General features: G+C 60.6%; 20 protein-coding genes and 1 tRNA gene. 11 read left to right on the top strand and 10 right to left on the bottom strand.

Going from position 1 to position 22,464, the window contains the following annotated elements; genetic code table 11:
- The first annotated feature begins 2 nt into the window (after positions 1-2).
- From IPF85_RS15135 to IPF85_RS15125, 3 genes are read left to right on the top strand one after another with little or no spacing between them, the layout of a single operon-like run.
- Positions 3-566, top strand: coding sequence for a S24/S26 family peptidase (locus IPF85_RS15135; RefSeq protein WP_343408906.1), 564 nt, complete (start codon positions 3-5; stop codon positions 564-566).
- A gap of 29 nt (positions 567-595) precedes the next feature.
- A complete protein-coding gene (locus tag IPF85_RS15130; RefSeq protein ID WP_343408905.1) occupies positions 596-1,750 on the top strand; it encodes a hypothetical protein in 1,155 nt (384 codons plus the stop codon).
- Positions 1,747-3,942 (top strand): C25 family cysteine peptidase, encoded by a 2,196-nt coding sequence (locus IPF85_RS15125; RefSeq protein WP_343408904.1) that lies wholly within the window; start codon positions 1,747-1,749, stop codon positions 3,940-3,942. Before IPF85_RS15130 ends, IPF85_RS15125 begins: the two co-directional genes overlap by 4 nt.
- A gap of 94 nt (positions 3,943-4,036) precedes the next feature.
- Here the strand turns inward: IPF85_RS15125 and IPF85_RS15120 are convergent, their stop codons facing one another.
- Positions 4,037-4,885: an ABC transporter permease gene (locus IPF85_RS15120; protein ID WP_343408903.1), complete on the bottom strand. Its 849-nt coding sequence runs from the start codon at positions 4,883-4,885 to the stop codon at positions 4,037-4,039.
- Positions 4,878-5,876: an ABC transporter ATP-binding protein gene (locus tag IPF85_RS15115; RefSeq protein WP_343408902.1), complete on the bottom strand. Its 999-nt coding sequence runs from the start codon at positions 5,874-5,876 to the stop codon at positions 4,878-4,880. Before IPF85_RS15115 ends, IPF85_RS15120 begins: the two co-directional genes overlap by 8 nt.
- A 183-nt stretch (positions 5,877-6,059) precedes the next feature.
- On the opposite strand from IPF85_RS15115, the gene ychF reads away from it, so the two are divergent.
- Positions 6,060-7,130, top strand: a complete 1,071-nt coding sequence (gene ychF / locus IPF85_RS15110) for a redox-regulated ATPase YchF (protein WP_343408901.1) — start codon at positions 6,060-6,062, stop codon at positions 7,128-7,130.
- 51 nt (positions 7,131-7,181) lie between these two features.
- On the opposite strand, the gene IPF85_RS15105 is transcribed toward ychF, so the two are convergent.
- Positions 7,182-7,670, bottom strand: coding sequence for a hypothetical protein (locus IPF85_RS15105; RefSeq protein ID WP_343408900.1), 489 nt, complete (start codon positions 7,668-7,670; stop codon positions 7,182-7,184).
- A gap of 240 nt (positions 7,671-7,910) precedes the next feature.
- Here IPF85_RS15105 and IPF85_RS15100 point away from each other — a divergent pair, with 240 nt between their 5' ends.
- The 3 genes from IPF85_RS15100 to IPF85_RS15090 all read left to right on the top strand — a co-directional run bounded on the left by IPF85_RS15100 (position 7,911) and on the right by IPF85_RS15090 (position 11,426).
- Positions 7,911-10,415: a sugar phosphate nucleotidyltransferase gene (locus IPF85_RS15100; RefSeq protein WP_343408899.1), complete on the top strand. Its 2,505-nt coding sequence runs from the start codon at positions 7,911-7,913 to the stop codon at positions 10,413-10,415.
- A gap of 6 nt (positions 10,416-10,421) precedes the next feature.
- Positions 10,422-11,312: a prolipoprotein diacylglyceryl transferase family protein gene (locus IPF85_RS15095; protein ID WP_343408898.1), complete on the top strand. Its 891-nt coding sequence runs from the start codon at positions 10,422-10,424 to the stop codon at positions 11,310-11,312.
- Positions 11,313-11,353: 41 nt separating this feature from the next.
- Positions 11,354-11,426: transfer RNA gene (locus IPF85_RS15090), tRNA-Arg, on the top strand.
- A 129-nt stretch (positions 11,427-11,555) separates the two neighbouring features.
- Here the strand turns inward: IPF85_RS15090 and IPF85_RS15085 are convergent.
- From IPF85_RS15085 to infC, 5 genes are all read right to left on the bottom strand, one after another.
- Positions 11,556-12,551, bottom strand: coding sequence for a prohibitin family protein (locus tag IPF85_RS15085; protein WP_343408897.1), 996 nt, complete (start codon positions 12,549-12,551; stop codon positions 11,556-11,558).
- A 517-nt stretch (positions 12,552-13,068) separates the two neighbouring features.
- On the bottom strand, positions 13,069-13,875 hold the full coding sequence (locus IPF85_RS15080; RefSeq protein WP_343408896.1) for an RNA methyltransferase: 807 nt from the start codon (positions 13,873-13,875) through the stop codon (positions 13,069-13,071).
- A gap of 120 nt (positions 13,876-13,995) precedes the next feature.
- Complete coding sequence (gene rplT / locus IPF85_RS15075; protein WP_343408895.1) at positions 13,996-14,349, bottom strand: 50S ribosomal protein L20; 354 nt, start codon at positions 14,347-14,349, stop codon at positions 13,996-13,998.
- 166 nt (positions 14,350-14,515) lie between these two features.
- Positions 14,516-14,725: a bL35 family ribosomal protein gene (locus IPF85_RS15070; RefSeq protein WP_343408894.1), complete on the bottom strand. Its 210-nt coding sequence runs from the start codon at positions 14,723-14,725 to the stop codon at positions 14,516-14,518.
- 147 nt (positions 14,726-14,872) lie between these two features.
- On the bottom strand, positions 14,873-15,379 hold the full coding sequence (infC, locus tag IPF85_RS15065) for a translation initiation factor IF-3 (RefSeq protein ID WP_343408943.1): 507 nt from the start codon (positions 15,377-15,379) through the stop codon (positions 14,873-14,875).
- A 385-nt stretch (positions 15,380-15,764) separates the two neighbouring features.
- Here infC and IPF85_RS15060 point away from each other — a divergent pair, with 385 nt between their 5' ends.
- The 4 genes from IPF85_RS15060 (at position 15,765) to IPF85_RS15045 (ending at position 20,288) form a co-directional block, all read left to right on the top strand.
- The gene (locus IPF85_RS15060) at positions 15,765-16,913 is read left to right on the top strand and encodes an RNA polymerase sigma factor (RefSeq protein WP_343408893.1); all 1,149 of its coding nucleotides are present in this window, start codon (positions 15,765-15,767) and stop codon (positions 16,911-16,913) included.
- Positions 16,914-17,520: 607 nt separating this feature from the next.
- Positions 17,521-18,183 (top strand): RecX family transcriptional regulator, encoded by a 663-nt coding sequence (locus IPF85_RS15055; protein ID WP_343408892.1) that lies wholly within the window; start codon positions 17,521-17,523, stop codon positions 18,181-18,183.
- 51 nt (positions 18,184-18,234) lie between these two features.
- The gene (gene rny / locus IPF85_RS15050) at positions 18,235-19,776 is read left to right on the top strand and encodes a ribonuclease Y (protein WP_343408891.1); all 1,542 of its coding nucleotides are present in this window, start codon (positions 18,235-18,237) and stop codon (positions 19,774-19,776) included.
- A gap of 242 nt (positions 19,777-20,018) precedes the next feature.
- Positions 20,019-20,288, top strand: a complete 270-nt coding sequence (locus IPF85_RS15045; protein ID WP_343408890.1) for a stage V sporulation protein S — start codon at positions 20,019-20,021, stop codon at positions 20,286-20,288.
- Positions 20,289-20,436: 148 nt separating this feature from the next.
- Here the strand turns inward: IPF85_RS15045 and IPF85_RS15040 are convergent, their stop codons facing one another.
- Positions 20,437-21,366 (bottom strand): stage 0 sporulation family protein, encoded by a 930-nt coding sequence (locus IPF85_RS15040; RefSeq protein ID WP_343408889.1) that lies wholly within the window; start codon positions 21,364-21,366, stop codon positions 20,437-20,439.
- A gap of 57 nt (positions 21,367-21,423) precedes the next feature.
- Positions 21,424-22,419, bottom strand: a complete 996-nt coding sequence (locus IPF85_RS15035; protein ID WP_343408888.1) for a DNA polymerase III subunit delta' C-terminal domain-containing protein — start codon at positions 22,417-22,419, stop codon at positions 21,424-21,426.
- Positions 22,420-22,464 lie beyond the last annotated feature (45 nt).

Genomic DNA, 22,464 nt, shown 5'->3' with positions numbered 1-22,464 from the left:
GTATGATGTCAGATTCCACACGCACCCGTGCCCTGGCGCTCGATCTGCTGCGCGATCATCTCGCGCATGATGGTCAACTGCGCTTCGAGGTGGTAGGCGCCTGTATGGCGCCCCTGATCGAGATCGGAGATGAGGTAGAATTGCAGGCGGCCAGGCCGGCCGACCTGCATGTGGGCGACATTCTCCTGTTCGACGAGAGCGGTCAGTTCTACACACACCGGCTGCTGGCCGCGCCGGCTCCAGATGTGGAAACCTGGCGACTGCAGACACGGGGCGACCGCTCACCGCTGCGCGATCATCCGTGGGACGCCAGCCAACTCGTCGGCCGCGTCATTGCGGTGTATAAGCCCAATGGACACCAGGTGAGCCTGACCACCGGCTATTGGCCCCTGTTCAATCGGATGGTCGGGCATTTGTCGCATCTGGAGATTGGCCTTCTTGCCCGCGCGGGAATGCTGCGTCAGCGCCTGCTTGGCACCCGCACGACCCCCTTTGGCGCGTGGCTGCGCCGCTTCCTGGCCGCCCCAGGGCGGATTGTCGTGCATTTATTCGCACGAAGGTCGTAAACATCTTTGTCGAGGTCTAATCTACCGTTATGAATTATCGCCTTCTCTGGTCCGGAACAAACCAACGCACGCCAACGGTTTTCTGGCTGTTGCTCATGCTGCTCTTGGTCGTCATCGCAACTGGCACAGGCTCAGCCGCCGCAGCCGAGCCAACCAGCGTGACCCTGTCCTCCTTCACTGCCGAAACGCAGGGTAACACCATCTTCGTGCGCTGGGTGACCGAAACCGAGCTAGATGTCTACCGCTTTATCCTCTACCGCGGCACGTCCCCCCAACCCGTCGAACCGTTCGTCACCGTGTGCGAGCAGTCCCCACAGGGCAGCGGCATTAGCGGCGCAACCTATACCTGCACCGATGACAAGCCGGGCCTGACAGCCGGCCACGCGTACTACTATTGGCTTTATGAATTCAACGCCAACGGCCAACCCACCGTCTACCCGGCCGGTACTAATCCGACCTATTTCCAGGGTACACCGACGGCCACCCCCACCGTGCCGGCGGATGCAACGAACACACCCACGCCGACGGTGACGCCCACTTCGGAGTTTACGCTCACGCCCACACCCACGGCCAGTGTGACCGCGACACCCATCCCGACCCAGGCGGTGACCAACACGCCGACCAGTGTCGGGGCGACGAATACGCCAACGTCCCCCGCGGCGACGAATACGCCGACGACACCGCCCACGAACACGCCAGCCACGCCGCCTACGAACACGCCGACTCTCGTGCCGGGCGCGACCAACACACCGGTCGCCAATGCCACCGCGACGACGCCGGCTACAGCAACCGCAGCCGTCACCTTGACGCCGCCTGTGCAAGGCACCGCAACCCCCACGGCTCCGCTGCCGGCTGATGGCGCCACCGCCACGCCAACCCTGGACATAAGCCCCACCGACGCGGTTTCCGCCACGGCCACTCTGACCAGTACACCGCCGACGCCAGGCCCGACGGATGATGCAGCCCTCACCCCGCCAGTTGGCGCCGCCACGCGCCTGCCGTCCCGCGTGCGTCCCGACGCGACCGTCACGCCAGCCTCCGCGGGCGTGGCGCGCAACACGGCCGCCACCGGCCTGCTGCTTTGCCTGGGCGGCGGCGCCATCGTGGGCGCGGGCCTCCTGGCCGTTGTCGGCTTTGTCCTCTGGCGTCGCCAGCCCGGCGGCAAGAACGATCCATCGTCATGACAGTTCACACACCGTTCAGAAGATACTCGCTCAGCCTGATGCTGGCGCTGGCGGCTGCGCTTCTCCTTGCGGCCTGCAATCAGCCGTCACCGCCAGCGGTGAGCACCGGCGTCTACAAGATCCAGGTTGCACAGGACGGCGCTTACCGCCTGACCCGCGCCCAACTCCCCGGCCTGACCACCGAGGAGTTTACGGCCGATCGCCTGTCTCTCACCCGCAACGGCACGCCGGCGCCATTCACCATGCTGGACGAGGGGAGCGACAAGGCGCTCTATTTCTACGGACAAACGCTGGCGGATGACTACGCCGCTTACGAGGTCTACTGGCTGCGCGTGCTGCCGGCTGAGTCTGAACGGCCCAGCGGGCCGCAGTTGACCTCACGCGAGGTGCAGGCCATGGCCGCGACGCCCGTCACCGCGACGATTGCCACGGTGCGCGCCGAAGAGGATTTGATTTACGTGCCCAAAGGCCCGCCGGCCGGCGAGCATTGGCAGTGGCAACAACTGCGCGCACCGCTCACCACCACCGTCACCATCAACCTCGCCCAACTCGTTGACATCTCCAGCACGCTGCGCGTGGCGCTGTGGGCCAGCACGCAGACACCCACCAACCCCGACCACCACATGCGCCTGCTCGTCAACGAGCAACAGGTCGCGGATGAGGCCTGGGACGGCGCCGGTCGCCACGTCATCAGCACGACCATCCCCTCCGGCCTGCTGCGTGAAGGCGCCAATGCCGTCACCATCGCGGTGCCGGGCGACACTGGCGCGGTGGTAGACAGCTCTGTCCTCGACTGGGTCGAAATCAGCTATCTGCGCAGCTTGAAGGTGCAAGCTGATCGAGTGACCTGGCAGGCAGAGGCCGAGCAGGCAGACTTCAAGCTGACCGGTTTCAGCACGGACCGCCTGCTGCTGTGGGATGTCAGCGAACCGCTGACGCCCACGCTGCTGACAGGGTTCACCACCGCGCCGAATGAGGACGGTTTTGCGCTGCGCTTTCATGATGACGACGCGACCGGCCGGCGCTACCTGGCCCTGGCGCCTGCGCAGGCGCTGACGCCCGCGGCCATCGTCCCCTGGCAAGGTACCGATCTGCGCCAGGCAACGGACGGCGCCGACTACATCATCATCACACCGGCCGAGTTTGCCACCGCGATCCAACCCCTGGCTGAACAACGGCAGGCCACTGGCCTGCGCGTGCTGGTTGTCAACCGCGACGATGTCTTCGACAGCTTCAGCAACGGGCGCCCCAGCCCGTTCGGGATCCGTGATTTCCTGCGTCATGCCTTCGACAACTGGCCGGCGCCAACGCCGCGCTTCGTCCTTCTGGTGGGCGATGCCAGCTACGACTATCGCGACCGGCTCAAGGGCAAGTTCAAGAACCATCTGCCCACGTTCCTGCTCGATACCACCTATGTGGGCGAGACCGCCAGCGACAACTGGTTCGTCAGCTTTGGGGGCGAGACTGATTACCGCCCCAGCATGGCGATTGGCCGTTTGCCCGCGCAGAACGTGGAGCAGTTGCGGGCGATGGTGAAGAAGACCCTGGCCTACGAAACCGCACCGCCCAGCGGTGAATGGCGTCGCCGCGTGATGCTGGTCGCCGACGATGATGACGCCGCGTTCACGCAGATGTCGGACACGCTGGCGACCGACTATCTGTCCAAGACCTATACGATTGACAAGGTGTACATCGGACAGACGCCCAACGCCAACGCCGACGTACTGAAGACCTTCGACGAAGGCGTCAGCATGGTCAACTACGTGGGGCATGGCAGCCTGGATGTGTGGGGCGCGGAAAAGGCGCTGCAGAGCGCGGACCTGGCGAAGATGAGCAGCAACGGCGGGCGCCTGCCACTGCTCGTCACCATGACCTGCCTGACCGGGTTTTTCCATCATCCTACGGCCGACTCGTTAGGCGAAGTGCTGCTGCGTGCGGCCGACAAAGGCATCGTCGCGGCCCTGGTGCCCACCAGCGAGTCAGTAACCTCCCAGCAAGAACCCCTGGCAGATGCCTTCTACCGCGAGCTGCTGACCGTAGAGGGCGCCACCGTGGGTGAAGCCATGATGCGGGCCAAACAGTCCATGCCGGACAACGGCAGGGCCTATCGCGACGTGATGGAGACCTTCAACCTGCTTGGAGATCCGGCCCTGCGCCTCGTCAAGCCGGCCGCAGAGACCGCGTCCCCGTGAAGCGGACACCTGCTGCCGGAGACATTTCAATTTTGGAGTCCAGTCCACGCAGGTGGACTTCGCAATCGTAGCGCGACTTACAGTCGCCGGACGGCTAATAGTGCGCCAGGCTGCCGTCAATCTTGGCCCAGCGCACCGCCTGTTTGAAGGTGAATAGACTGAACGGAACCAGGATCAGGCAGAAGACGATCAGGGCGCCGATGTCGGGCAGCAGGACCGACCAGGACGCATCAGCGAGCAGCGCGTTGCGCATCGCGCGCAGCGCATAGGTGACCGGGATCAGCGCGGCAAAAAATTGCAGCCATGACGGCAGCAGTTCGACCGGATAGTAGACGCCGCCCAGCAGCAGCCCCACCCCACCGACAATGGTTGTCACCGGGTCTCCCCGCTTCGTCACCATGATGAAACTGGCGGCCATGATACCCAAGCCACTGAAGGCCACGATGGTCAACACCAGCACCACGAGCGCGCCCAGGTAGTTGGCGTTGCCCAAATCGGCGCCAAACACGAGCGTGCCCAAGAGAAGATAGATGAACACGCGCAAGGTGGTGAAGAGATAGTCCCACAAACAAGATGAAATGATGATCGTCGGCAGGTCCGTGGGGGTGAGCAGCATCGCCTCCAGGGTGCCGGTGATCTGCGCATCGCGCAAATTTTTGGCGAAACCGGAGATGGCAATCGTGAAATAGAGGCTGAACGCCACGCCGATCAGCACAAAGGCGAAATAATCGCCGTTGTACGCGTCCAGGGAGGGCTGGCGTTCGCCGTCCACCAGGCGGGCCAGAAAATAAAACATGAAGACGTTGAGAAAGATACCGACCAATTGCAGCAGGAATGACAGTTTGTAACTCAGTTCGATGATGAAGTCGCGGCGCAAGAACCAGCCGGCTTTGCCCAAACGCTGAACAAGGGGGGATGGCAGACGCACAGTCCAGTTATTCATGGCTTTGTTCCTGTGTCAGCGTGACGAAAAGCTCTTCGAGAGAGACCTCTTCGTGCCGCACGGTCTGGATACAACCGCTGGCGGTGACAATGCCGGTGATGGCATCGGACAGCAAATGATCGTCGGCGACGGTGAGCACGAGATGCACGGCGCCGTTGGCGGCCGCTTCCTGGTGCAACGTTGGAATCTGCTGGCAAAGCCGATCTACCTGCGCCGGTGTCAGGCCCTCCACCGTCAAGTGATAGCGATGGCGTGCTTGCAGCGCCTGGCGCAGGTCGGCCAGGGTGCCCACGGCTTGCAGGCGTCCCTTGTGCATGATCCCCACCCGCGCGCACAGCTTGGCCGCTTCGTCCAGGCGGTGTGTGGTGAGAAAGATGGTCATGCCCTCGCGGGCCAGCAGTTCATCCTGGATCAGGCTGTGCAGTTGGCGCGTGGAGTTCGGATCGAGGCTGCGGGTGGGTTCATCCAGGAAAAGGATACGCGGGCGGTGCAGAATCGCCCGTGCAATGCTCAGGCGCTGGCGCATGCCGCTGGAATAGGTCTGAAAACCCGCATCGCCCACCGCGCTCAGCCCCAACTGGCTCAGCACTTCATTGACCCGTGGCGCAATGTGCTGCTTGGGCAGATTGCACAGTGCGGCAAAGAACTCCAGATTCTGGCGGCCGCTCAGGCGCCAGTAAAAGCTGCGTTCATCGCCGGTGGACATGCCTATCTGGTCGCGCACGTGGTCAGACTGCGTCACCAGGTCGAAATCGCCCACGCGGGCGCTGCCAGCGGTGGGCAGAATCAGCGTACAGAGCAGCTTCACCAGGGTGGTCTTACCGGCGCCGTTGGGGCCGAGCAGGCCAAACAACTCGCCCGCCTGGACGCTCAGCGTGATATGGCTCACCGCTTCCGGTGTCGAATCGGTGTGCTGGCGCAGCCAGCGCCGCACGCCGTTGGTTGGGGGATAACGTTTGCTCAGATCATGCGTCTCAATCGCCAGTGTCAAACGATACGCTCCCGTTGTGTTGAGTGCTATGCATGGCCCAAGTATACTGGTATCGGGGAGCCTGTCAAAGCCCTCCCACTCCGTTGCTGTATCTTTGGGCGAATGTGCAAGTTGTGTTAAACTCTGACCCAATCAGTGCGCGAGCGCACACTCAACCTACGAACACGACGAGATTTCTACACGATGAATATCGGCATCATTGGTTTACCGAGTAGTGGCAAGACCACCATTTTCAACGCGTTGACGCATGGACAGGCCGAAACAGGCACCTACCATGCTGGCACCTTCAGTGTCAACATGGGCGCCGTCAACGTCCCTGACTTGCGCGTTGATAAACTGAGCGCCATGTACAAACCACGCAAGACGGTCTATGCACAGGTGCAGTTCAAAGATGTGGCCGGCATCGAAGGCGGCAGCAGCAAGGGCAGCTCATTGGGCGGTCGGCTGCTCAATGAATTGGGCGCCAACGACGCCCTGCTGCACGTGGTGCGTGCCTTCACCAACCTGGCGGTGCCGCACCCCAATGGCAGCGTCAACCCGCGGCGTGACTACGAGGCGATGGAAACCGAGCTTATTTTGTCGGACATGGCGGTGATCGAGAAACGCCTGGAGCGCCTGCAAAAAGAACGCACACGCAGCGAACAACCCCTGGAGCTTCCGCTCATGCAGCGCCTGATCGCACACCTGGAAGCGCAGAAACCGCTGCGCAGTATTGATCTGACCGCGGAGGAAGAGAGACTGCTGCGCAGCTACAGCCTGCTCAGCTTGAAGCCGATGGTCATCGTGCTCAACGTCAATGACGATGCCGATGCCAACGAAGCCGAGCAGCAACTGGGCGCGCTCCTGGGCAGGGAGATCTTGCTGCAACTGCGTGGCAAGTTAGAGATGGAATTGGCGCAGATGGATACCGCGGACGCGGCCATGTTCCTGGAGGAATTCGGACTGAGCGAGCCGGGGTTGGATCGTGTCATCCGCGCGGGCTACGACCTGTTGGGCGTGCAGTCGTTCTTCACCGTGGGCGAAGATGAAGTCCGGGCCTGGACCGTCAGGCGGGGCGCGCCTGCCGTCGAAGCGGCCGGGGTCATTCACTCAGACCTGGCCAAGGGTTTCATCCGGGCTGAGGTGGTGTCCTACCAGGACTTGATTACCACCGGTTCCATTCCGGAGGCGCGCCGGGTGGGCAAATTCCGCCTGGAAGGTCGTGATTACATCGTCAAAGATGGGGATATTTTGCACGTGCGCTTCAATCTGTAAGATTGAGTAGGGGCGCACCCTTGCGGTCGCCCCCGCGGGCAGGCTTGTTGGCTACGGCGCCATGATGGCCTCAAACCCCGGCAGGTTGGCGTCACGCACCTGGTCGAGAAGGTCCTGCAGCAGCGCCGGCTTGCCTTCCACGTGTTGGATCAGGCGTTGAATACGCTGCGTCTGGCTCATGGCAGGGACAAACTGGCTGAAGACCGCACGATAATGGTCGTAGCAGAAAATCTCGAATTCATCTGCCGTAAAGGCGCCTTCCAACAAGCGACGCAGTTGCGTCGAGTTCAACAAGGCCGGCGCTGGGCTGGCGGGCGCCGGGAACGGCGCCGGATCTGCATCCCGCCGGGCGATCTCTGATTCCAGTTCGGTGATGTGCCTGCGAATGGAGCGCAACTGATTGCGTAGTTCAAGGCTGGCGAACTCTTCGCCGCCAAAAAGGATAGCCGTGTGTACCTGGAAGGCTAGATTTTCTTGCTGCTGTTGCAATAGAAGACGCAGCGTGGTCAGATCGAAATGGCGCAGGTCTGATTCAGGCATGAAAAATCCTCTCAGTGATCGTCAATGACATGGCAAGTGATGCAGAAAAGCTGTATGGCAACCCTATTGTAACCCACCTGCTAGACAACGTCAACCAAGTCCTTTATGACGGACAGAGCGGCGTTCGTCCGCCATCCAGCGCACGAGTCTGTCTCTGTGCCATGATGTATGTAAGCGGCTTGCTCAGCGGTCGCGCAGCGATGTACTGGTCAGATCGGTTAAACCGGAGGTAATGCTTTTATGAAAGCCGTTGTCATGGCGGGAGGAGAAGGCTCCCGTCTGCGGCCCTTGACGATCGGACGCCCAAAACCGATGGTGCCGATAGTCAATAAGCCGGTCATGCAACACATCCTGGAATTGCTCAAACGTCACGGCTTCACCGACATCGTGGTGACGTTGCAGTACATGGCCGACTACATTCAAGACTACTTTGGCAATGGTCAGACCTACGGCGTGAAACTTCAATATGCCATCGAAGAGGCGCCCCTCGGTACGGCCGGCAGTGTGCGCAACGCCAGTGCCTATTTGGATGGCACCGACCCCATCCTGGTCATTAGCGGCGACGCGTTGACCGACTTCGATCTGCCACGTATCGTGCAGTGGCACCGCCAGCGTCAGGCGTTGGCGACGATGGTGCTCTACCGTGTCCCGAATCCATTGGAGTATGGCGTCATTGTGACCGATGACGAAGGCCGCGTCACCCGTCTGCATGAGAAACCGAGCTGGGGCGAGGTCATGTCTGACACGGTCAATACCGGCATCTATATTTTCGATCCGGCCATCCTCGACGTGATCGAACCAGGGCACAACGCGGACTGGAGCAAAGACATCTTCCCGCGGCTGCTCGAAAAGGGTGCGCCCCTCTACGGATATGTCGCCGAAGGCTACTGGTGTGATATCGGCAATCTCACCGAATACCGGCGTGCTGCCGCCGATGTCCTTTCCGGCCGCGTACGGCTTGGCCCGTTGGGTCAGAATCGCGGGGGCGATGTGTGGACCGGAGAAAACGTTGAGATTGCCCCTGACGCCCAACTCATCGGCCCCATCTACCTGGGCAATGAGGTCAAGATCAAGGGCGGCGCTGTCGTTCACGGCCCCACCTTCATTCGCGATTACACCATCGTAGACAACCGCGCCCAGGTAGATCGCAGCCTGGTCTGGCGCAACTGCTACATCGGCGAAGGCGCTGAGCTGCGAGGCACCATCGTCTGCCGGCAATCCACCATGAAAGCCAAGAGCGTGCTCTACGAAGGCAGCGTCATTGGCGATGGTTGCGTCATCGGCCAGGGCGCGGTCATCCATAGCAATGTGAAACTTTGGCCGAGCAAAGAGGTGGAAGCAGGCGCCACTGTCAAATCCTCCATCATCTGGGGCAGCCAGGGTCGTCGCGTGCTCTTCGGTCGCTTCGGCGTGACCGGTGTCGTCAACGTGGACCTGACCCCTGATTTTTGCGCCCGGCTGGGATCAGCCTTCGGCGCCACGCTGCCCAAAGGCGCTTACGTCACCATCAACCGCGACCCGCACCGCAGCCCGCGCATGTTGAAACGCGCCATCATCTCAGGCGTGCCCTCATCAGGCGTCAACGTGTGGGACCTGGGCAACGTGCCGGTGCCGGTCGCGCGCTACTTCACCCGCGTGACCGAGGCCCTGGGCGGCGTGCATGTACGCCTGTCGCCACACGACCAGCGCGTGGTGGATATTCGGTTCATGGATGCCGACGGGCTGAATCTTAGCAAAGAGCGCGAACGTAACATCGAACGCACCTTCTTCCGCGAGGACTTTCGCCGCGCGTACATGGACGACATTGGCACGATCGAATACCCTGGCCTGGTCATCGAACGCTACGCGACCGGCTTCATGAAGGCGCTGAACGTGGAAGCCATCCGCAGTGCGCGCTTCAAGATCGTGATTGACTATGCCCATTCGCCAAACTCCGATGTCTTACCTCCTCTGCTGGCCAACCTCAATGTGGATGTGGTTCCGCTCAACGCCCGTGTGGATGCGCTGAAGATCGCCGTGCAGCAAGAGGACTTCGAGGCCAACCTGCGCCAGCTTGCCATCATTGCCGGCGCGCTCAACACCAACCTGGGGCTGCAGTTGGATGTGGCCGGCGAAAAAATCTTCCTGGTTGACAACCACGGCCACATGCTGGCGGACACGACGGCCGCCATGCTGATGGCAACCCTGGCTTTGCAGAGCAAAGGCGCTGGCACCATCGTCGTGCCGATTGACGCCTCGCACGCCTTCGAGTGCCTGGCCGATCGTTACGGGGGCAAAGTGGTGCGCACGCGTGCTGACCTGCATGCCCTGATGATCGCCGCGCAAGAGCCAGACGTGATCCTGGCGACAGATGGCGCCGGCAACTTCATCTTTCCCGAGTTTCAGCCGGTCACTGACGGCTTGATGGCCACGGCCAAACTGCTCGAATTCCTGGCTACACAGCAGGAGCCGCTGTCGGACCTGGTGAACGGTCTGCCGGAAATCTACATGGAGAGCAGCCGCGTGGCCTGTCCGTGGGAAATCAAGGGCAGCGTCATGCGCCGCCTGACCGAGATTCACCATACCGGCGAGATCCAGGAAGGTATCAAGCTAACTTATGGCGAGCGTGAGTGGGTGCTGATCCGACCGGACCCCGACTATCCCCACATCATGATCACAGCTGAGTCAACCACCTCAGAAAAGCTGACGCGTCTCCAGGAAAGATTTCAGCTTGAGGTGCGACGCCTGCGCGACTTGACGGAATAGCGGGCGTTGCCGCCCTTACTTGTCATCGGGCCTTTGCACATCGCCTGGTACAGCTTGGCGATGACTGGCGGCTTATGCGCGGCGCTGGCCTGGCTGGCTTGGACCGATATCGAACGCCAGCGCCTGGCCGCTGAGCGGCCTCATTCTCATCATCACCACGTACCCGGCAATCGCACCCTTCATGACCGTTTTTTGCGCCTGGCGCCTGGCTGGCCGGCAGCCCTGCGTCGCGCCGTGGATGATGCCCTCCCGCTGTTCCTGATCGGGCTGGCCTGTGGGCGGGTGGTTTTTGTGCTGGCGCAGTGGCCGTATTTCGGCGAGCATCCCCTGCAAGCCCTGCGCCCCTGGGAGGGCGGCCTCTCGGCCCACGGCGCGTTGGCCGGCGGCTTGGGCTTGCTGGCCTGGCGGGCGCAGCGCCGGCCAGGCGGATGGGCCATTGCCGATCGCTACACGCCTCCTCTGCTTTGGCTCCAAACTGCCGCCTGGCTCAGTTGCTGGTGCGCCGGCTGTGCCTTTGGGCGTCCGGTGGACATTGTGCGCTGGCCGGGGCTGGCCGTGTTCGATTGGCCTGACATTTATGGCGTCTTGTTGCCCCGCGTGCCGGTGCAAGGTCTGGGGGTCATCATCAGCCTCGCGTTGCTGGCGGGCGCGTGGTGGTTTAATCAACGACAGGGCGCGCGGGGGGCGCCGAGCGCGCCGGGCGCGCTGGCGGGCGCCGTCCTGTTCCTGGGCGCCCTGGCAGACGCCGGGTTACAACTTCTACGCGCGGATGAAACCTGGCTTTGGTTCGGTCAACGGGCCGCGTTGGCGGCCGATCTGCTTTTCATGGCGCTCGGCGCGGCCTGCTTCGTCCTGGCCTGGCGCAGGCGCTTTGCCCAAAAGCAGCTTTCATGCTAAACTTGCCTGGGCGCGGGTCATCGAGACCCCACGAATCGTCTGCCCTCGTAGCTCAGGGGATAGAGCGTCGGTTTCCTAAACCGTGTGTCGCAGGTTCGAGTCCTGCCGGGGGCGCTAAAACACAAAGCCGGGTCATTCGCCCGGCTTTGTGTTTTCTTGGAACTTCCTTGCTTTGTAACTGCTCAGGCTGCGTGCCGTCGCGGAGCGATTGAAATCGCGCCGGCGGCGGCGCCAATTTTCGCTTTACTGCGGAGGGTTGGCCGCCCCGCCCTTCAGTTGATCCAGGTTGACCAGGAAGGGGCTGCCTGACGGCAGAAGCATCACCGTGATGTTGGGCGCCAGCTTTTCGATGTAGCGATAAACCAGCAGGTTGTCGTTCGTGCCGATCTGCTCGTTGACCAGGCGCAGCGCCTCTGCTTCGCCCTGTGCGCGCAAAATGGCAGATGTCTTGACGCCTTCGGCCTCGATGCGCTTACGTTCAGCCTCCTGCTGTTCACGCTGCAGGGTGAACTGCATTTGCTCGGCCTGCTGCTGCGCGATCTGCTTCTGCTCGATGGACGTGGCGTAGTCATCGGTGAAGTTGACATTACGAATGTCGAAGGCCAGCAAGAGCAAGCCCTCTTTTTCGAAGCGCTCGCGAATCATTTTCTCGATCTCAACCTGAATCGCGGCCCGTTTCGTGCCGTAGACATCGGTCACCTTGTTCTGCGACACCATCAAGCGCACAATCGAGCGAATCGTGGGGCGTACCAGGATGTTTTCGTAGTCGCGCAGGTTGTTGTGGATGTCCGCGGCCCGCGCCGGGTTGAGCTTGAAGCGCGTGGACGAGTCAATACCCACCTGCAGGCCTTCGGCGGTGGGTGACCACAACGAGTCGTCGCCTTGCACCTGGCCTTCATCGGCCACCTTAGTCATGGTGTAGACCTGTTCCAGGGTGCTGTAACGATAAACAGTTTCCACGTAGGGCACAATGAAGTTGATGCCCGGATACTGCGGCAGATTGCGGGTGCCGCTGATAGCATTGAAGACGACACCGACTTCGCCGGCATCAATCACCACCACGCCCGCGCCCAGGGTCATCACAATGAGGGAGATGACCAGCCATCCGACCAGCAACGGCGGGGAGAGACGGGCTGACGTCGTGCCGCGGCTGCGGCCAATGACCACGTTGATGACATACGCGAAGAAAGCCAACAACAACAGCCAGCCAAACAGGCTTAGTGCTCGTGCAATTAACATAGAGACTCCTTGAATTTCGATCGGGCCATAGACGAGATCAACGATGCCTCATCTTGGCCGCGCAGCTTACGCTTTTTACATGATTTGGGAGAGATCGCCAGCAAACAAGCATCATTGTACCACATCTCGCACGAAAAGGCTGTCCATGGGCTGTCAAACAACCGCTAATTCCCTGGCGCGCTGACCTCGAAACTTGCGCCAGATTCATTCGTATTCATGAACGCGTGCAAAGCAAAGTGCGCACAACCCCCCCCCCCCCCCCCCCCCCCCCCCCCCCCCCCCCCCCCCCCCCCCCCCCCCCCCACCCCCCCCCCCTCCCGCCCCGCCCACCCGCCCCCCCGCCCCCCCCCCCCGCCCCCCCCCGCCCCCCCCCCCCCCCCCCCCCCCCCCCCGGCTGCAGACGATGCCCATGTCCAAGTTGGCGGGCAAGGTCGCGCAGTTCATGCCGCAGGTGGGTGGTCGCGGCAGCAGCGGGGGGACGAACATCAACCTGGGTAACCTGCTGGGCGGGAACTAATCATCCTGGCGGCGGACGCCTGTGATCGCTTTGTCGCCGTTGGCGGGCGGACTCGAAGCAAAAAACGGCCGCGGCCACGGCAGCGTTTAGCGACTCAGCTTGCGCGATCGGAATCGTCACCGTACCCACGGCCAGGCGCCGTGCGTCGGCACTGGCGCCCGCTCCTTCATTGCCAATGATCAGCGCGGTGGGCAGGCGCCAATCCACGGCATCATACAGCGTGTCGCCGTGTGCATCCGCCAGCCAAACCTGGCGACCGGTGACCGCGGCGGCCATATCCGCCCACGTCTCCACGCTGCGCACCGGCAGGTACAGATGCGCGCCCATGGCCGCGCGCACCACCTTCGGGTTGTAGATATCCACCGAGCCAGGCGCCAGCAGCACGCCGGCACAGCCCGCGGCCAGGGCCGTGCGCAGGATTGTGCCCAGGTTACCCGGATCACTGAGCGCGTCCAGCACCAGCAGCAGGCCGGCGGCCGGAAATGGCCGGACTTGCGGCCAGGACGCCACCGCCATGATGCCCGGCGAGGTGGTCGTGCCGCTGATGGCATCCAGCACCTGCGTGTGGGTCTCTTCGCACACGACCTGTTGGGCACGCAGCCGTGTGAGCAGCGCCGCGGCGCGTGGATTGGTCAGACGGGCGGGTGCGTAGAGAACAAACTGTAGGGGCAGATGGGCGTCCAGGGCTTCTTCGAGCAGGCGCACGCCTTCCAGGCACCACTGCTGCGCCTCCTCGCGTGACCTGCGCTCCTGCAGCAAGGCCCGTATCAGCTTCACGCGCGCATTACTCGAACTGGTGATCACCATACGAAGCTTTCTCAGGCCTCCGACCGGGGGCGTGAACCGCGGGGGGCAGGCGCCTGCTGCAAAAACACCGCGCCAGGTATTGCACTGGCGCGGTGTTGACTTGAAGATGGGAAACAGATGTTAGAGAGACTGTTTGGCAACATCAACCAGGCGAGCAAAGACGCTTGCATCGCGGACGGCCAGCTCGGCCATCATCTTGCGGTCAATGTCCACCCCGGCCTTTTGCAGACCGTAGACAAAGCGACTGTAGGACAAACCGTTTTGGCGGGCAGCCGCGTTGATGCGTGTGATCCACAAGGCGCGGAATTGACGCTTACGGTTGCGGCGGTCGCGTGTGGCATAGAACAACGACTTGAGCATTGCCTCATTGGCGCGACGGAAAAGGCGATGACGTGTGCCAAACTGGCCTTTCATCATCTTCAGAATCTTCTTGTGTCGCTGCCTGGCCGGGACGCCTCGTTTTACTCGTGACATTACTTTCTCCTCGGATGGCGGCTATGGCCTGGGGTCACATAGCACTTCGTACTGGCCACCCCATATCATGATTTAGGTGTTACTTATGACCTGTCAAGAAACAACTTTCTATTCTTGTGTCCGTGTTCTGCCGGGACAGAAGCGGGAATCTGTTTTTGACAAGCCCTTATTTGTGTTGCAGGTATGGAGCCAACTTCTTGACCCGCTTGATGAAAGCAGTCGCTTTGACCGTGACGGTGTCGCCGTAATCACTCTTCAGGCTCGGCGACTTCTTGCGCTTGAGGTGCCCTTGCCCCTGAATGCGACGCAAGAGCTTGCCGCTTCCCGAAAAACGGAAACGCTTGGCTGTTGATTTATGCGTCTTCAACTTTGGCATACGAACTCTCCCTTAATCTCTCTTCGTTTCATCTTCCCATTTGCACACACAAGCAGAGCGGTGTCAGGTCAGCCCTGTGTGACCCGTCTTGCTCTGCTTGTGATCAGCGGCTGTTGCATCCGCGGCCACTTTTGCCGGCCGGGCGGTTTAACTTTCCCTGGGCATCAGAATCATCAGCAGGCTGGTTCCTTCCATTGACGGTGCTTGTTCAATGGCGGCAATGTCGCCCAGCTCCTGCGCTACGCGATCGAGCATTTCTCTGGCCACTTCTGGATGAGTAATCTCACGTCCACGGAAACGAATACGAATCTTGACCTTATTGCCCTCACTGATAAAGCGGCGGGCATCACGGATCTTGAAGGCCACATCGTGTTCGCCGGTCTTAGGACGCAAGCGTAGCTCTTTGACCTCGATCTGCTTTTGGGATTTGCGGGCATCACGTTCTTTCTTGGCTCGTTCGTACTGATACTTGCCAAAATCCATCAAGCGGCAGACCGGCGGTATAGAATTAGGAGCGACCTCCACCAGATCCAGGCCCTTTTGCCGAGCCAGGATCAAGGCGTCGCGTACCTGCAAAACACCCAGTTGCTTACCTTCATCATCTACAACCCGCACTTCGCGGGTGCGAATCATCTCGTTGACACGTAGCTGCAGTTTACTGCTAATTGCGCCCTCCTCAGAAATATGTAACTCAATTCTTGAACGAACCGATGTTTAGCCAAGCGACTATAGCATAATCAAGCAGGTGTGTCAAATCCTTTTTTTGAGCCTGTCTGCCGGCATTTGTCAATTTTCAGGAAAATCATACTACTGGCCCTGCGCCAAATCATTTACAACGGTTGTCTCATCTGTTATAAATGCACACGATGTAAGATAGAGTTTATTCACCATAAATAATCTACGTGGGCGTCATTGCGAGCCGTACTTTGGCAAAGCGATCTCCCGTTTTTGTGGGTCATAAACTTTGATGTTGTCGGTTTGTCGCCGCATCACTTGTGGTTTTGCACCGAGACAAGGGAGGAACGCACCGGTGAACGAGATGAGAATTGGTACAAACAAGCCGCTTGCCGCGCTCAGTCTGCTCAGAGACGAGTCGCTTGTCACTCTCGGACGCGCGCCGGACAGAACCGGACGCGAGACCGGCGTCGAGACAGAAGAACTCGACGCCGACGAGCAGATGATGTACGAACTATCGCTGGCACCCATGCGCAGGCGCCCCTCCTCACACAAGGCGCTTGACGACAATGACATGGATGACAACGACCTGCCCGGTCTATCACACTCCGAAACCGAAGATTCCATCAGCCTCTATCTCAAGGAAATTGGGCGCGTGCGACTCCTCACCGCCGAAGAGGAAGTTGATTATGCCCAGCGCATCGAACAAGGATACCTGGCCCGTTGCGAATATGGCATCAGCCCATGTGAATCGGTGCGCCGTGAAGAGCTGATGCACCTCATGTTTGACGGCGTGCGAGCCCAGGATTGCCTGATCAAGGCGAACTCGCGGCTCGTCGTCAGCGTCGCGAAAAAATATGTCGGGCGCGGTGTGCCGTTCCTGGACTTGATTCAAGAGGGCAACATCGGCCTCATTCGTGCCGTCAAGAAGTTCGACCACCACCTCGGCTACAAATTCTCTACCTATGCCACCTGGTGGATTCGGCAGGCGGTGACTCGCGCCATTGCCGACCAGGGGCGCACCATCCGCGTCCCTGTCCACATGTATGAACAGATCAACCGCGTCACCCGCACCGCTCATGATCTGACGCAGCAACTGGGCCATGATCCGTCCCCGGAGGAGATTGGAGCCGAGTTGGACATGGCGCCCACCAAGGTGAAACAGGTGATGCAGGTGGCCGAGCGCCCGTTGAGCCTGGAGATGACCATTCACGAAGAGGACGATGCGTCGCTCACCGATTTTATCGAAGACGAAGAAGTGGCCTCGCCCGCGTTCACAGCCTCACGCCAACAACTGCGTGATGTTCTCAATGAGGTTTTGGATACCCTGACGCCGCGCGAGGTGCGCATCCTGCAACTGCGCTTTGGCCTGGTAGACGGCTATAACTACACCCTGGAAGAGGTGGGGCGCAAGTTCGGCGTGACGCGCGAACGCGTCCGTCAGATTGAATCGCAAGCCCTGGGGCGGCTACGTCATCCCAGCCGCAGCCGCAAGCTGCGCGACTATCTGTGACCGTCCAACCTTAGCATATGCAGACAACTTGATTTTTTGCGTCGTATCGTGTAAACTATGTTGACCATCTGGTACTTCTGTAAAATAAGGTCCGGATTGAACGTTGGCTGGTATTGTCAACGTCTAAACAATCTGTGACAAGCGACAACCGACGCAAAGCGCTGGACACAGCTATCTCCAGCCTGACAAAACGCCAGGCGCAGGTCTTTGCCGGACAACCTGCCTGGCCGCGTGACACCACAGCCTATTCGCCAGCCGCCGATGACCGTCGCAACGGGGCTGGCTGGTTCGTCAATTTTGCATGCTTTCGTCCGTATTCAGGGACTTTGTGACCCGTTTCTTTCGCTTTTTGGATCAACGCCCTACAGGACATGATGCAACCATGGTCTGCACCATGATCGTTCGTTGTTGGGAAAGCCAGTAGTCCCTGTTGCTTGAGTGCGTTCGAAAATACAAGCGGCCTTGTGTACCGATGCGTTGGCCATACGCGTATGGCCGGCAGAGGCCATTTCGTTTTTATCCGCCTCAAGATGAGAGATGCCGATCGGCGTAGCCATAGCTGTGGATGAGCCACAGCTATTTTTGTTGGCGCAGAGGTTCGAAGACCGTGAAAGCAAAGACGATTACGGCCCTGGTGTTCCAGAAAACAGCGCATGACCGTGTCAATGTCTTTCTGGATGGGGCATATGCGTTTGCGTTGACCGCCATCCTGGCAGCACCGTTGCAGATTGGGCAAACCCTGCATGAGCAGGAAATTGACGCGTTGCGCGCAGCCGATGCGCAAGAACACGCATGGGATCTGACCCTGAAGTTCCTGAGTTATCGCCCGCGCAGCGAGGCCGAGGTTCGCCGCTACCTGGCAGGCAAGGGGCTGGACGCCACGGCCACCGATCAACTGATCGAGCGTTTGTATCGGCTGGGTTACCTGAACGACGAGTCCTTTGCCCGTGCCTGGGTTAGCAGCCGCCATACGCTGCGTCCCAAAGGCGCACGCGCGCTCCAGTATGAGCTGCGCAGCAAAGGCGTGTCCCCGGAGATCATTGCAGACGCCCTCGCCGGCCTGGCCGCCGATGAGGACGCCTACGCTGCCGTGAGCAAACCCGCGGCGCGCTGGCGCACATTGGACGATAGGGCGTTTCGCCAGAAGGTGCAAGCCTTCCTGGCGCGTCGCGGATTTGATTATGATATTATTCAGAAGACGGTTAATCGCCTGCTGCATGAGGTTGACGGCGCAGGTACCGTTGAGCCACTTGAGGAAGAAAACGAATAGTGCGATCGGCCCTTATCAGGCGATCGAACAGGCTAGAAAGGACAAATCTGTATGCAACCCGGAGTAGTCATCCTGTTAGGGATCGTACTCCTGATAATGGGTGTCGGTATTGGTTATTTCGTCGGCTTCGATCAGCACAAGAAAAAGACCGAAGCAACCATTCAATCGGCGGAAATACGCGCCACCCAGATTGTCAGCGAGGCAGAGGCCCACGGCAAGGAGCTTGTTCTCAAAGGGAAAGACGAGGTCATCCAGCTACGTGAGGAAACGGAACGGGATTTGGAGCGCCGGCGCCGCGATCTGCAGCGCCTGGAAGAACGCGTCGATAAGCGGCAAGAACAGTTGGACCGGCGCAACGAACAGGTTGAGCTGCGTGAAAAACGCCTGAACCAGCGCCAGAGCACGGTTGACAAGCGCGTCAAAGACCTGGAGAAAATGGAAGGCCAGCATGTGGCCGAGTTGGAACGCATCTCCGCCCTGACGCAGGAAGAAGCCAAGCAGCTCCTGCTCAAAAGCGTCGAAGAAGACACGCGTCAGGATATGGCGAAAGTCATCCGGGCCGTGGAGGCCGAAGCCACCGACGAGGCCGAGCGCCGCGCCCGCCGTGTGATCATCATGGCGATGGAGCGCCTGGCCTCAGATCAGGTTTCGGAATCCACCGTGTCGTCCGTGGCGCTGCCCACCGACGAGATGAAGGGACGCATCATTGGCCGCCAGGGGCGCAATATCCGCGCCATCGAAGCCGCCACCGGCGTTGACCTGGTGGTGGATGATACGCCGGAAGCCATCATCATCTCCAGCTTCGATCCGGTGCGCCGTGAAGTGGCCCGCCTGGCGTTGACCAAACTGGTGCAAGATGGGCGCATCCATCCCACCCGCATCGAGAAGGAAGTCGAAAAGGCACGCGAAGAGGTGGAGCGCGCCATGCGCGAAGCGGGCGATCAAGCTGCCATCGAAACCGGGCTGCAAGGGCTGCACCCGGAGATTCTCAAGCTGGTGGGGCGCCTCAAGTTCCGCACGAGCTACGGTCAGAATCAGTATTACCATGCCATCGAAACGTCACACCTGGCCGGTATGATTGCCACTGAACTGGGCGCGGATGTCAAGACCGCCAAGATGGGCGGTCTGCTGCATGACCTGGGCAAAGCGGTCAGCCACGAGGTGGAAGGCCCGCACGCGCAGGTGGGCGCAGAGATTGCCAAGCGCTACGGCGTGCCGCCAAAGGCGGTCAACTGCATCGCGGCCCACCACCATGAGGTGGATGCCGAAAACCTGGAAACGATCATCGTGGCTACCGCCGACGCCATTTCCGGCGCTCGCCCCGGTGCCCGCCGTGAAGCTCTCGAAACTTATGTCAAACGCCTGACCGCCCTGGAGGATATCGCCAATTCCTTCGGCGGCGTTTCCGAATCGTTTGCCATCCAGGCCGGTCGCGAAATTCGCGTGGTCGTGCGCCCCGATGCGACGGACGACATGGCCGCCATCAAACTATCACGCGACATTGCCAAGAAGGTCGAAGACAACCTGGAATACCCCGGCCAGATCAAGATTACCGTCATCCGCGAGATGCGTGCTATAGACTACGCCAAGTAATATCGAACCTCAGACTTCCGAAGTCTTCGAGACTTCGGAAGTCTTTCTTTTGCCCACTCCAAACTGCCGCCACGACAAGCGCGTCCTGGCGTACCACCCTGCGTCATGAACTAAGCATCTCGGCACGGGGCGCCGCAGCCCTCTCATGCACGATCTCGCTGATCGTGGTGATGCTTGCCCCTGCCAGATGTCGCATCAACACATCATCGAAGGGTTTGAGTATGCACGGAGGTAACGCGACCATGGACATCATCAAAGTTTCAGCGCAATCCCGCTCCCCAGCGGTGGCCGGGGCAATCGCCGGCGTGGTTCGAGACGCAAGTCGTGCCGAGGTACAAGCCGTCGGCGCCAGTGCCGTGAATCAGGCCATCAAGGCCATTGCCATCGCCAAGGGTTACCTGGCCCAGGATGGAATTGACATCATCTGTATTCCGTCGTTCACCGAAATCGAAATCCAGGGGCAGGAGCGCACCGCCATGCGACTCACTGTCGAGCCAAGAGGAGGATGTTAGGGGTTCGCAAAAGAATTTAGTTCCTGTATTTTGCCGGGAAAACGCTGAGAAACACGGGAAGTTATATTTTTGCGAACCCTAAGGAAGCGGGAGAGAGGACTGTCCTCTCTCCCGCTTTTTTTCTGGCAGTCACAAAAAGCCGTCGTTCCTAAGTCAGCATCTCCAGTTCGCGGACATCTTCGTCGTCCAGGGCATCCGACGCGTGCCCTGTAGAAGTTGCCTTACGCTTGACTGAGCAGCCGCCGCAGGTGCCACAGGTGCGTGATTGTTCCTTGCCTCGATTTTCCAGAATGTCATCCACGGTCACTTCAACCAGCGATTCGTCCTCCATCTGCACGAACATGGTGCGCTGCAACGGGTTGAGTTTGCGCACCTTGCCCACACCCTGTTTACTCAGGATGGTGCTCCCCACCTTGGGCAGCTCGGCCCGCGCCTCCTCATAAAGGTCATTTTCATAGGACAGGCAGCACAGCAAGCGCCCGCAAACGCCGGAAATCTCCGTCGGGTTCAACGGCAGATTTTGCGATTTCGCCATCTTGATCGAAACCGGCGCGAACTCACGCAGCCAGGATGAACAGCACAAGCGCCGACCGCATTTGCCCACACCATCCAGGAATTTGGCCTGGTCACGCACGCCAATCTGCCGCATCTCGATACGACAGCGGAAGACACGCGCCAGGTCGCGCACTAGGGCACGGAAATCCACCCGCTTGTCCGCTGTGAAGTAGATGACCAGGCGCCCGCCGTCGAAGTTATATTCGGTGCGCACCACCTTGATCGGAAGGCGGTGCTCGGTGGCCTGCTGCCGCGCACGCGTCAGCGCCTCGGCCTCACGCTGGCGGTAAAGCTCTCGCTCCACCATGTCCCAGGCTGTGGCCCGGCGTACCACCTGCTTCAAGCCCCCGCTCACCTCACTGGCCGGCATATCACCCGGGGGCAGGCTCACACAGCCAACCTCACGGCCCCGTGCCGTGTCTACCACCACATATTCACCTGGCCGTAAGTCCAGAAAACGCGCAGGGTCGAAGTAGTAGACTTTGGTCACCGGCCGAAAACTGACACCAACGATCGTTGGCATAGAAATCTCTCCCTATGGATACCCTGACCCAGCCTGCAAGTCTCGCGACCGGGTCATCTAATGGATTAGCAGACGTGGCAGGCGCAGCAGCAAGACATCAAGCGCCAGGCGCACGTTGACATTACTGTCCAGCAATTGTGCGGTGCGACGCACCATCTGCAGGCTGGCGCGCGTCTGCGCAGCCGACAGGCGCTGCGCCTGTGCGGTCAACAACGCCGTTCGATCCACGTTGATGGCATGCGCGGCGGCGCCGTGCTGACAAAGCCACACATCGCGCCACCAACTTTGCCAAGTGTGCAGCGTCGCGGCCACCAGGTCCGCATGGCCGGCCAGGTTGGCCGCGTAGGTCAGGCGGTCCACGCGGCTGGCCGTCAACAGGCCAGCCAGGTCATCGAGCTGCTGGCGGCGCTGCTCCCACGCCGCACGATCAGCCGCCATCTGTTTGGCATACCCCAGGCGCCCGTTGCTCAAACGTGCCAGCAGGGTTGCCTCCGCGGCCGTCAGATCATGGTGCGTGCGCAAATGCTGCTCGATCAATTCCTGGGGCGCCGGTCGCAAACTGACCACCTGGCAGCGCGAAACGAGGGTGGGCAGGAGCGCGTCGCCCCGATCACTCAACAGGATGATGACCACCGCGGCGGGCGGTTCTTCCAACGTTTTGAGCAGCGCATTGGCAGCAGCCGTTGTGGCCAGGTGCATCTGTGCGATGATGAACACCTTGCGTTGGCCTACGAGCGGCGACAAGGCCGCCTCACGCACCACGCTCTCGCGCATCATCTCCACGCTGAGCGCGCTGGCATCGGCCGGGGGCGCGATCACGCGCAGATCGGGATGAAAACCGCCGGCCGTCTTGTGGCACGCGGCACAGGCCTCGCACGGTCGCCTCGCAGGGTCCGCGGCTGTGCAGAGTAGGGCGCGGCCAAACCCGAGCGCCAGCGTCATCTTGCCGACGTTGGCCGGGCCGGTGATACAGTAGGCATGTCGCACCTGGTCGTTGACCAACGTCTCGCGCAACCATTGTACAGCCCAGTCATGTCCAATCACGTTGTGCATGGTAGGTCACGGTCCGTTTATAAGTTGGTGGTTTGACTCATCCAA

It is taken from the genome of Candidatus Amarolinea dominans, from assembly GCF_016704685.1.
GTDB classification, from domain to species: Bacteria; Chloroflexota; Anaerolineae; order SSC4; family Amarolineaceae; genus Amarolinea; species Amarolinea dominans.
This window is presented reverse-complemented; position numbering and strand designations above follow the sequence as displayed.

Bases quoted from the DNA above. Each gene is read 5' to 3' on its own strand.
- IPF85_RS15135 (WP_343408906.1), top strand. From the start codon at position 3: ATGATGTCAGATTCCACACGCACCCGTGCCCTGGCGCTCGATCTGCTG.
- IPF85_RS15130 (WP_343408905.1), top strand. From the start codon at position 596: ATGAATTATCGCCTTCTCTGGTCCGGAACAAACCAACGCACGCCAACG.
- IPF85_RS15125 (WP_343408904.1), top strand. From the start codon at position 1,747: ATGACAGTTCACACACCGTTCAGAAGATACTCGCTCAGCCTGATGCTG.
- IPF85_RS15120 (WP_343408903.1), bottom strand. From the start codon at position 4,885: ATGAATAACTGGACTGTGCGTCTGCCATCCCCCCTTGTTCAGCGTTTG.
- ychF (WP_343408901.1), top strand. From the start codon at position 6,060: ATGAATATCGGCATCATTGGTTTACCGAGTAGTGGCAAGACCACCATT.
- IPF85_RS15105 (WP_343408900.1), bottom strand. From the start codon at position 7,670: ATGCCTGAATCAGACCTGCGCCATTTCGATCTGACCACGCTGCGTCTT.
- IPF85_RS15100 (WP_343408899.1), top strand. From the start codon at position 7,911: ATGAAAGCCGTTGTCATGGCGGGAGGAGAAGGCTCCCGTCTGCGGCCC.
- IPF85_RS15085 (WP_343408897.1), bottom strand. From the start codon at position 12,551: ATGTTAATTGCACGAGCACTAAGCCTGTTTGGCTGGCTGTTGTTGTTG.
- IPF85_RS15080 (WP_343408896.1), bottom strand. From the start codon at position 13,875: ATGGTGATCACCAGTTCGAGTAATGCGCGCGTGAAGCTGATACGGGCC.
- rplT (WP_343408895.1), bottom strand. From the start codon at position 14,349: ATGTCACGAGTAAAACGAGGCGTCCCGGCCAGGCAGCGACACAAGAAG.
- IPF85_RS15070 (WP_343408894.1), bottom strand. From the start codon at position 14,725: ATGCCAAAGTTGAAGACGCATAAATCAACAGCCAAGCGTTTCCGTTTT.
- IPF85_RS15060 (WP_343408893.1), top strand. From the start codon at position 15,765: ATGAGAATTGGTACAAACAAGCCGCTTGCCGCGCTCAGTCTGCTCAGA.
- rny (WP_343408891.1), top strand. From the start codon at position 18,235: ATGCAACCCGGAGTAGTCATCCTGTTAGGGATCGTACTCCTGATAATG.
- IPF85_RS15045 (WP_343408890.1), top strand. From the start codon at position 20,019: ATGGACATCATCAAAGTTTCAGCGCAATCCCGCTCCCCAGCGGTGGCC.
- IPF85_RS15040 (WP_343408889.1), bottom strand. From the start codon at position 21,366: ATGCCAACGATCGTTGGTGTCAGTTTTCGGCCGGTGACCAAAGTCTAC.
- IPF85_RS15035 (WP_343408888.1), bottom strand. From the start codon at position 22,419: ATGCACAACGTGATTGGACATGACTGGGCTGTACAATGGTTGCGCGAG.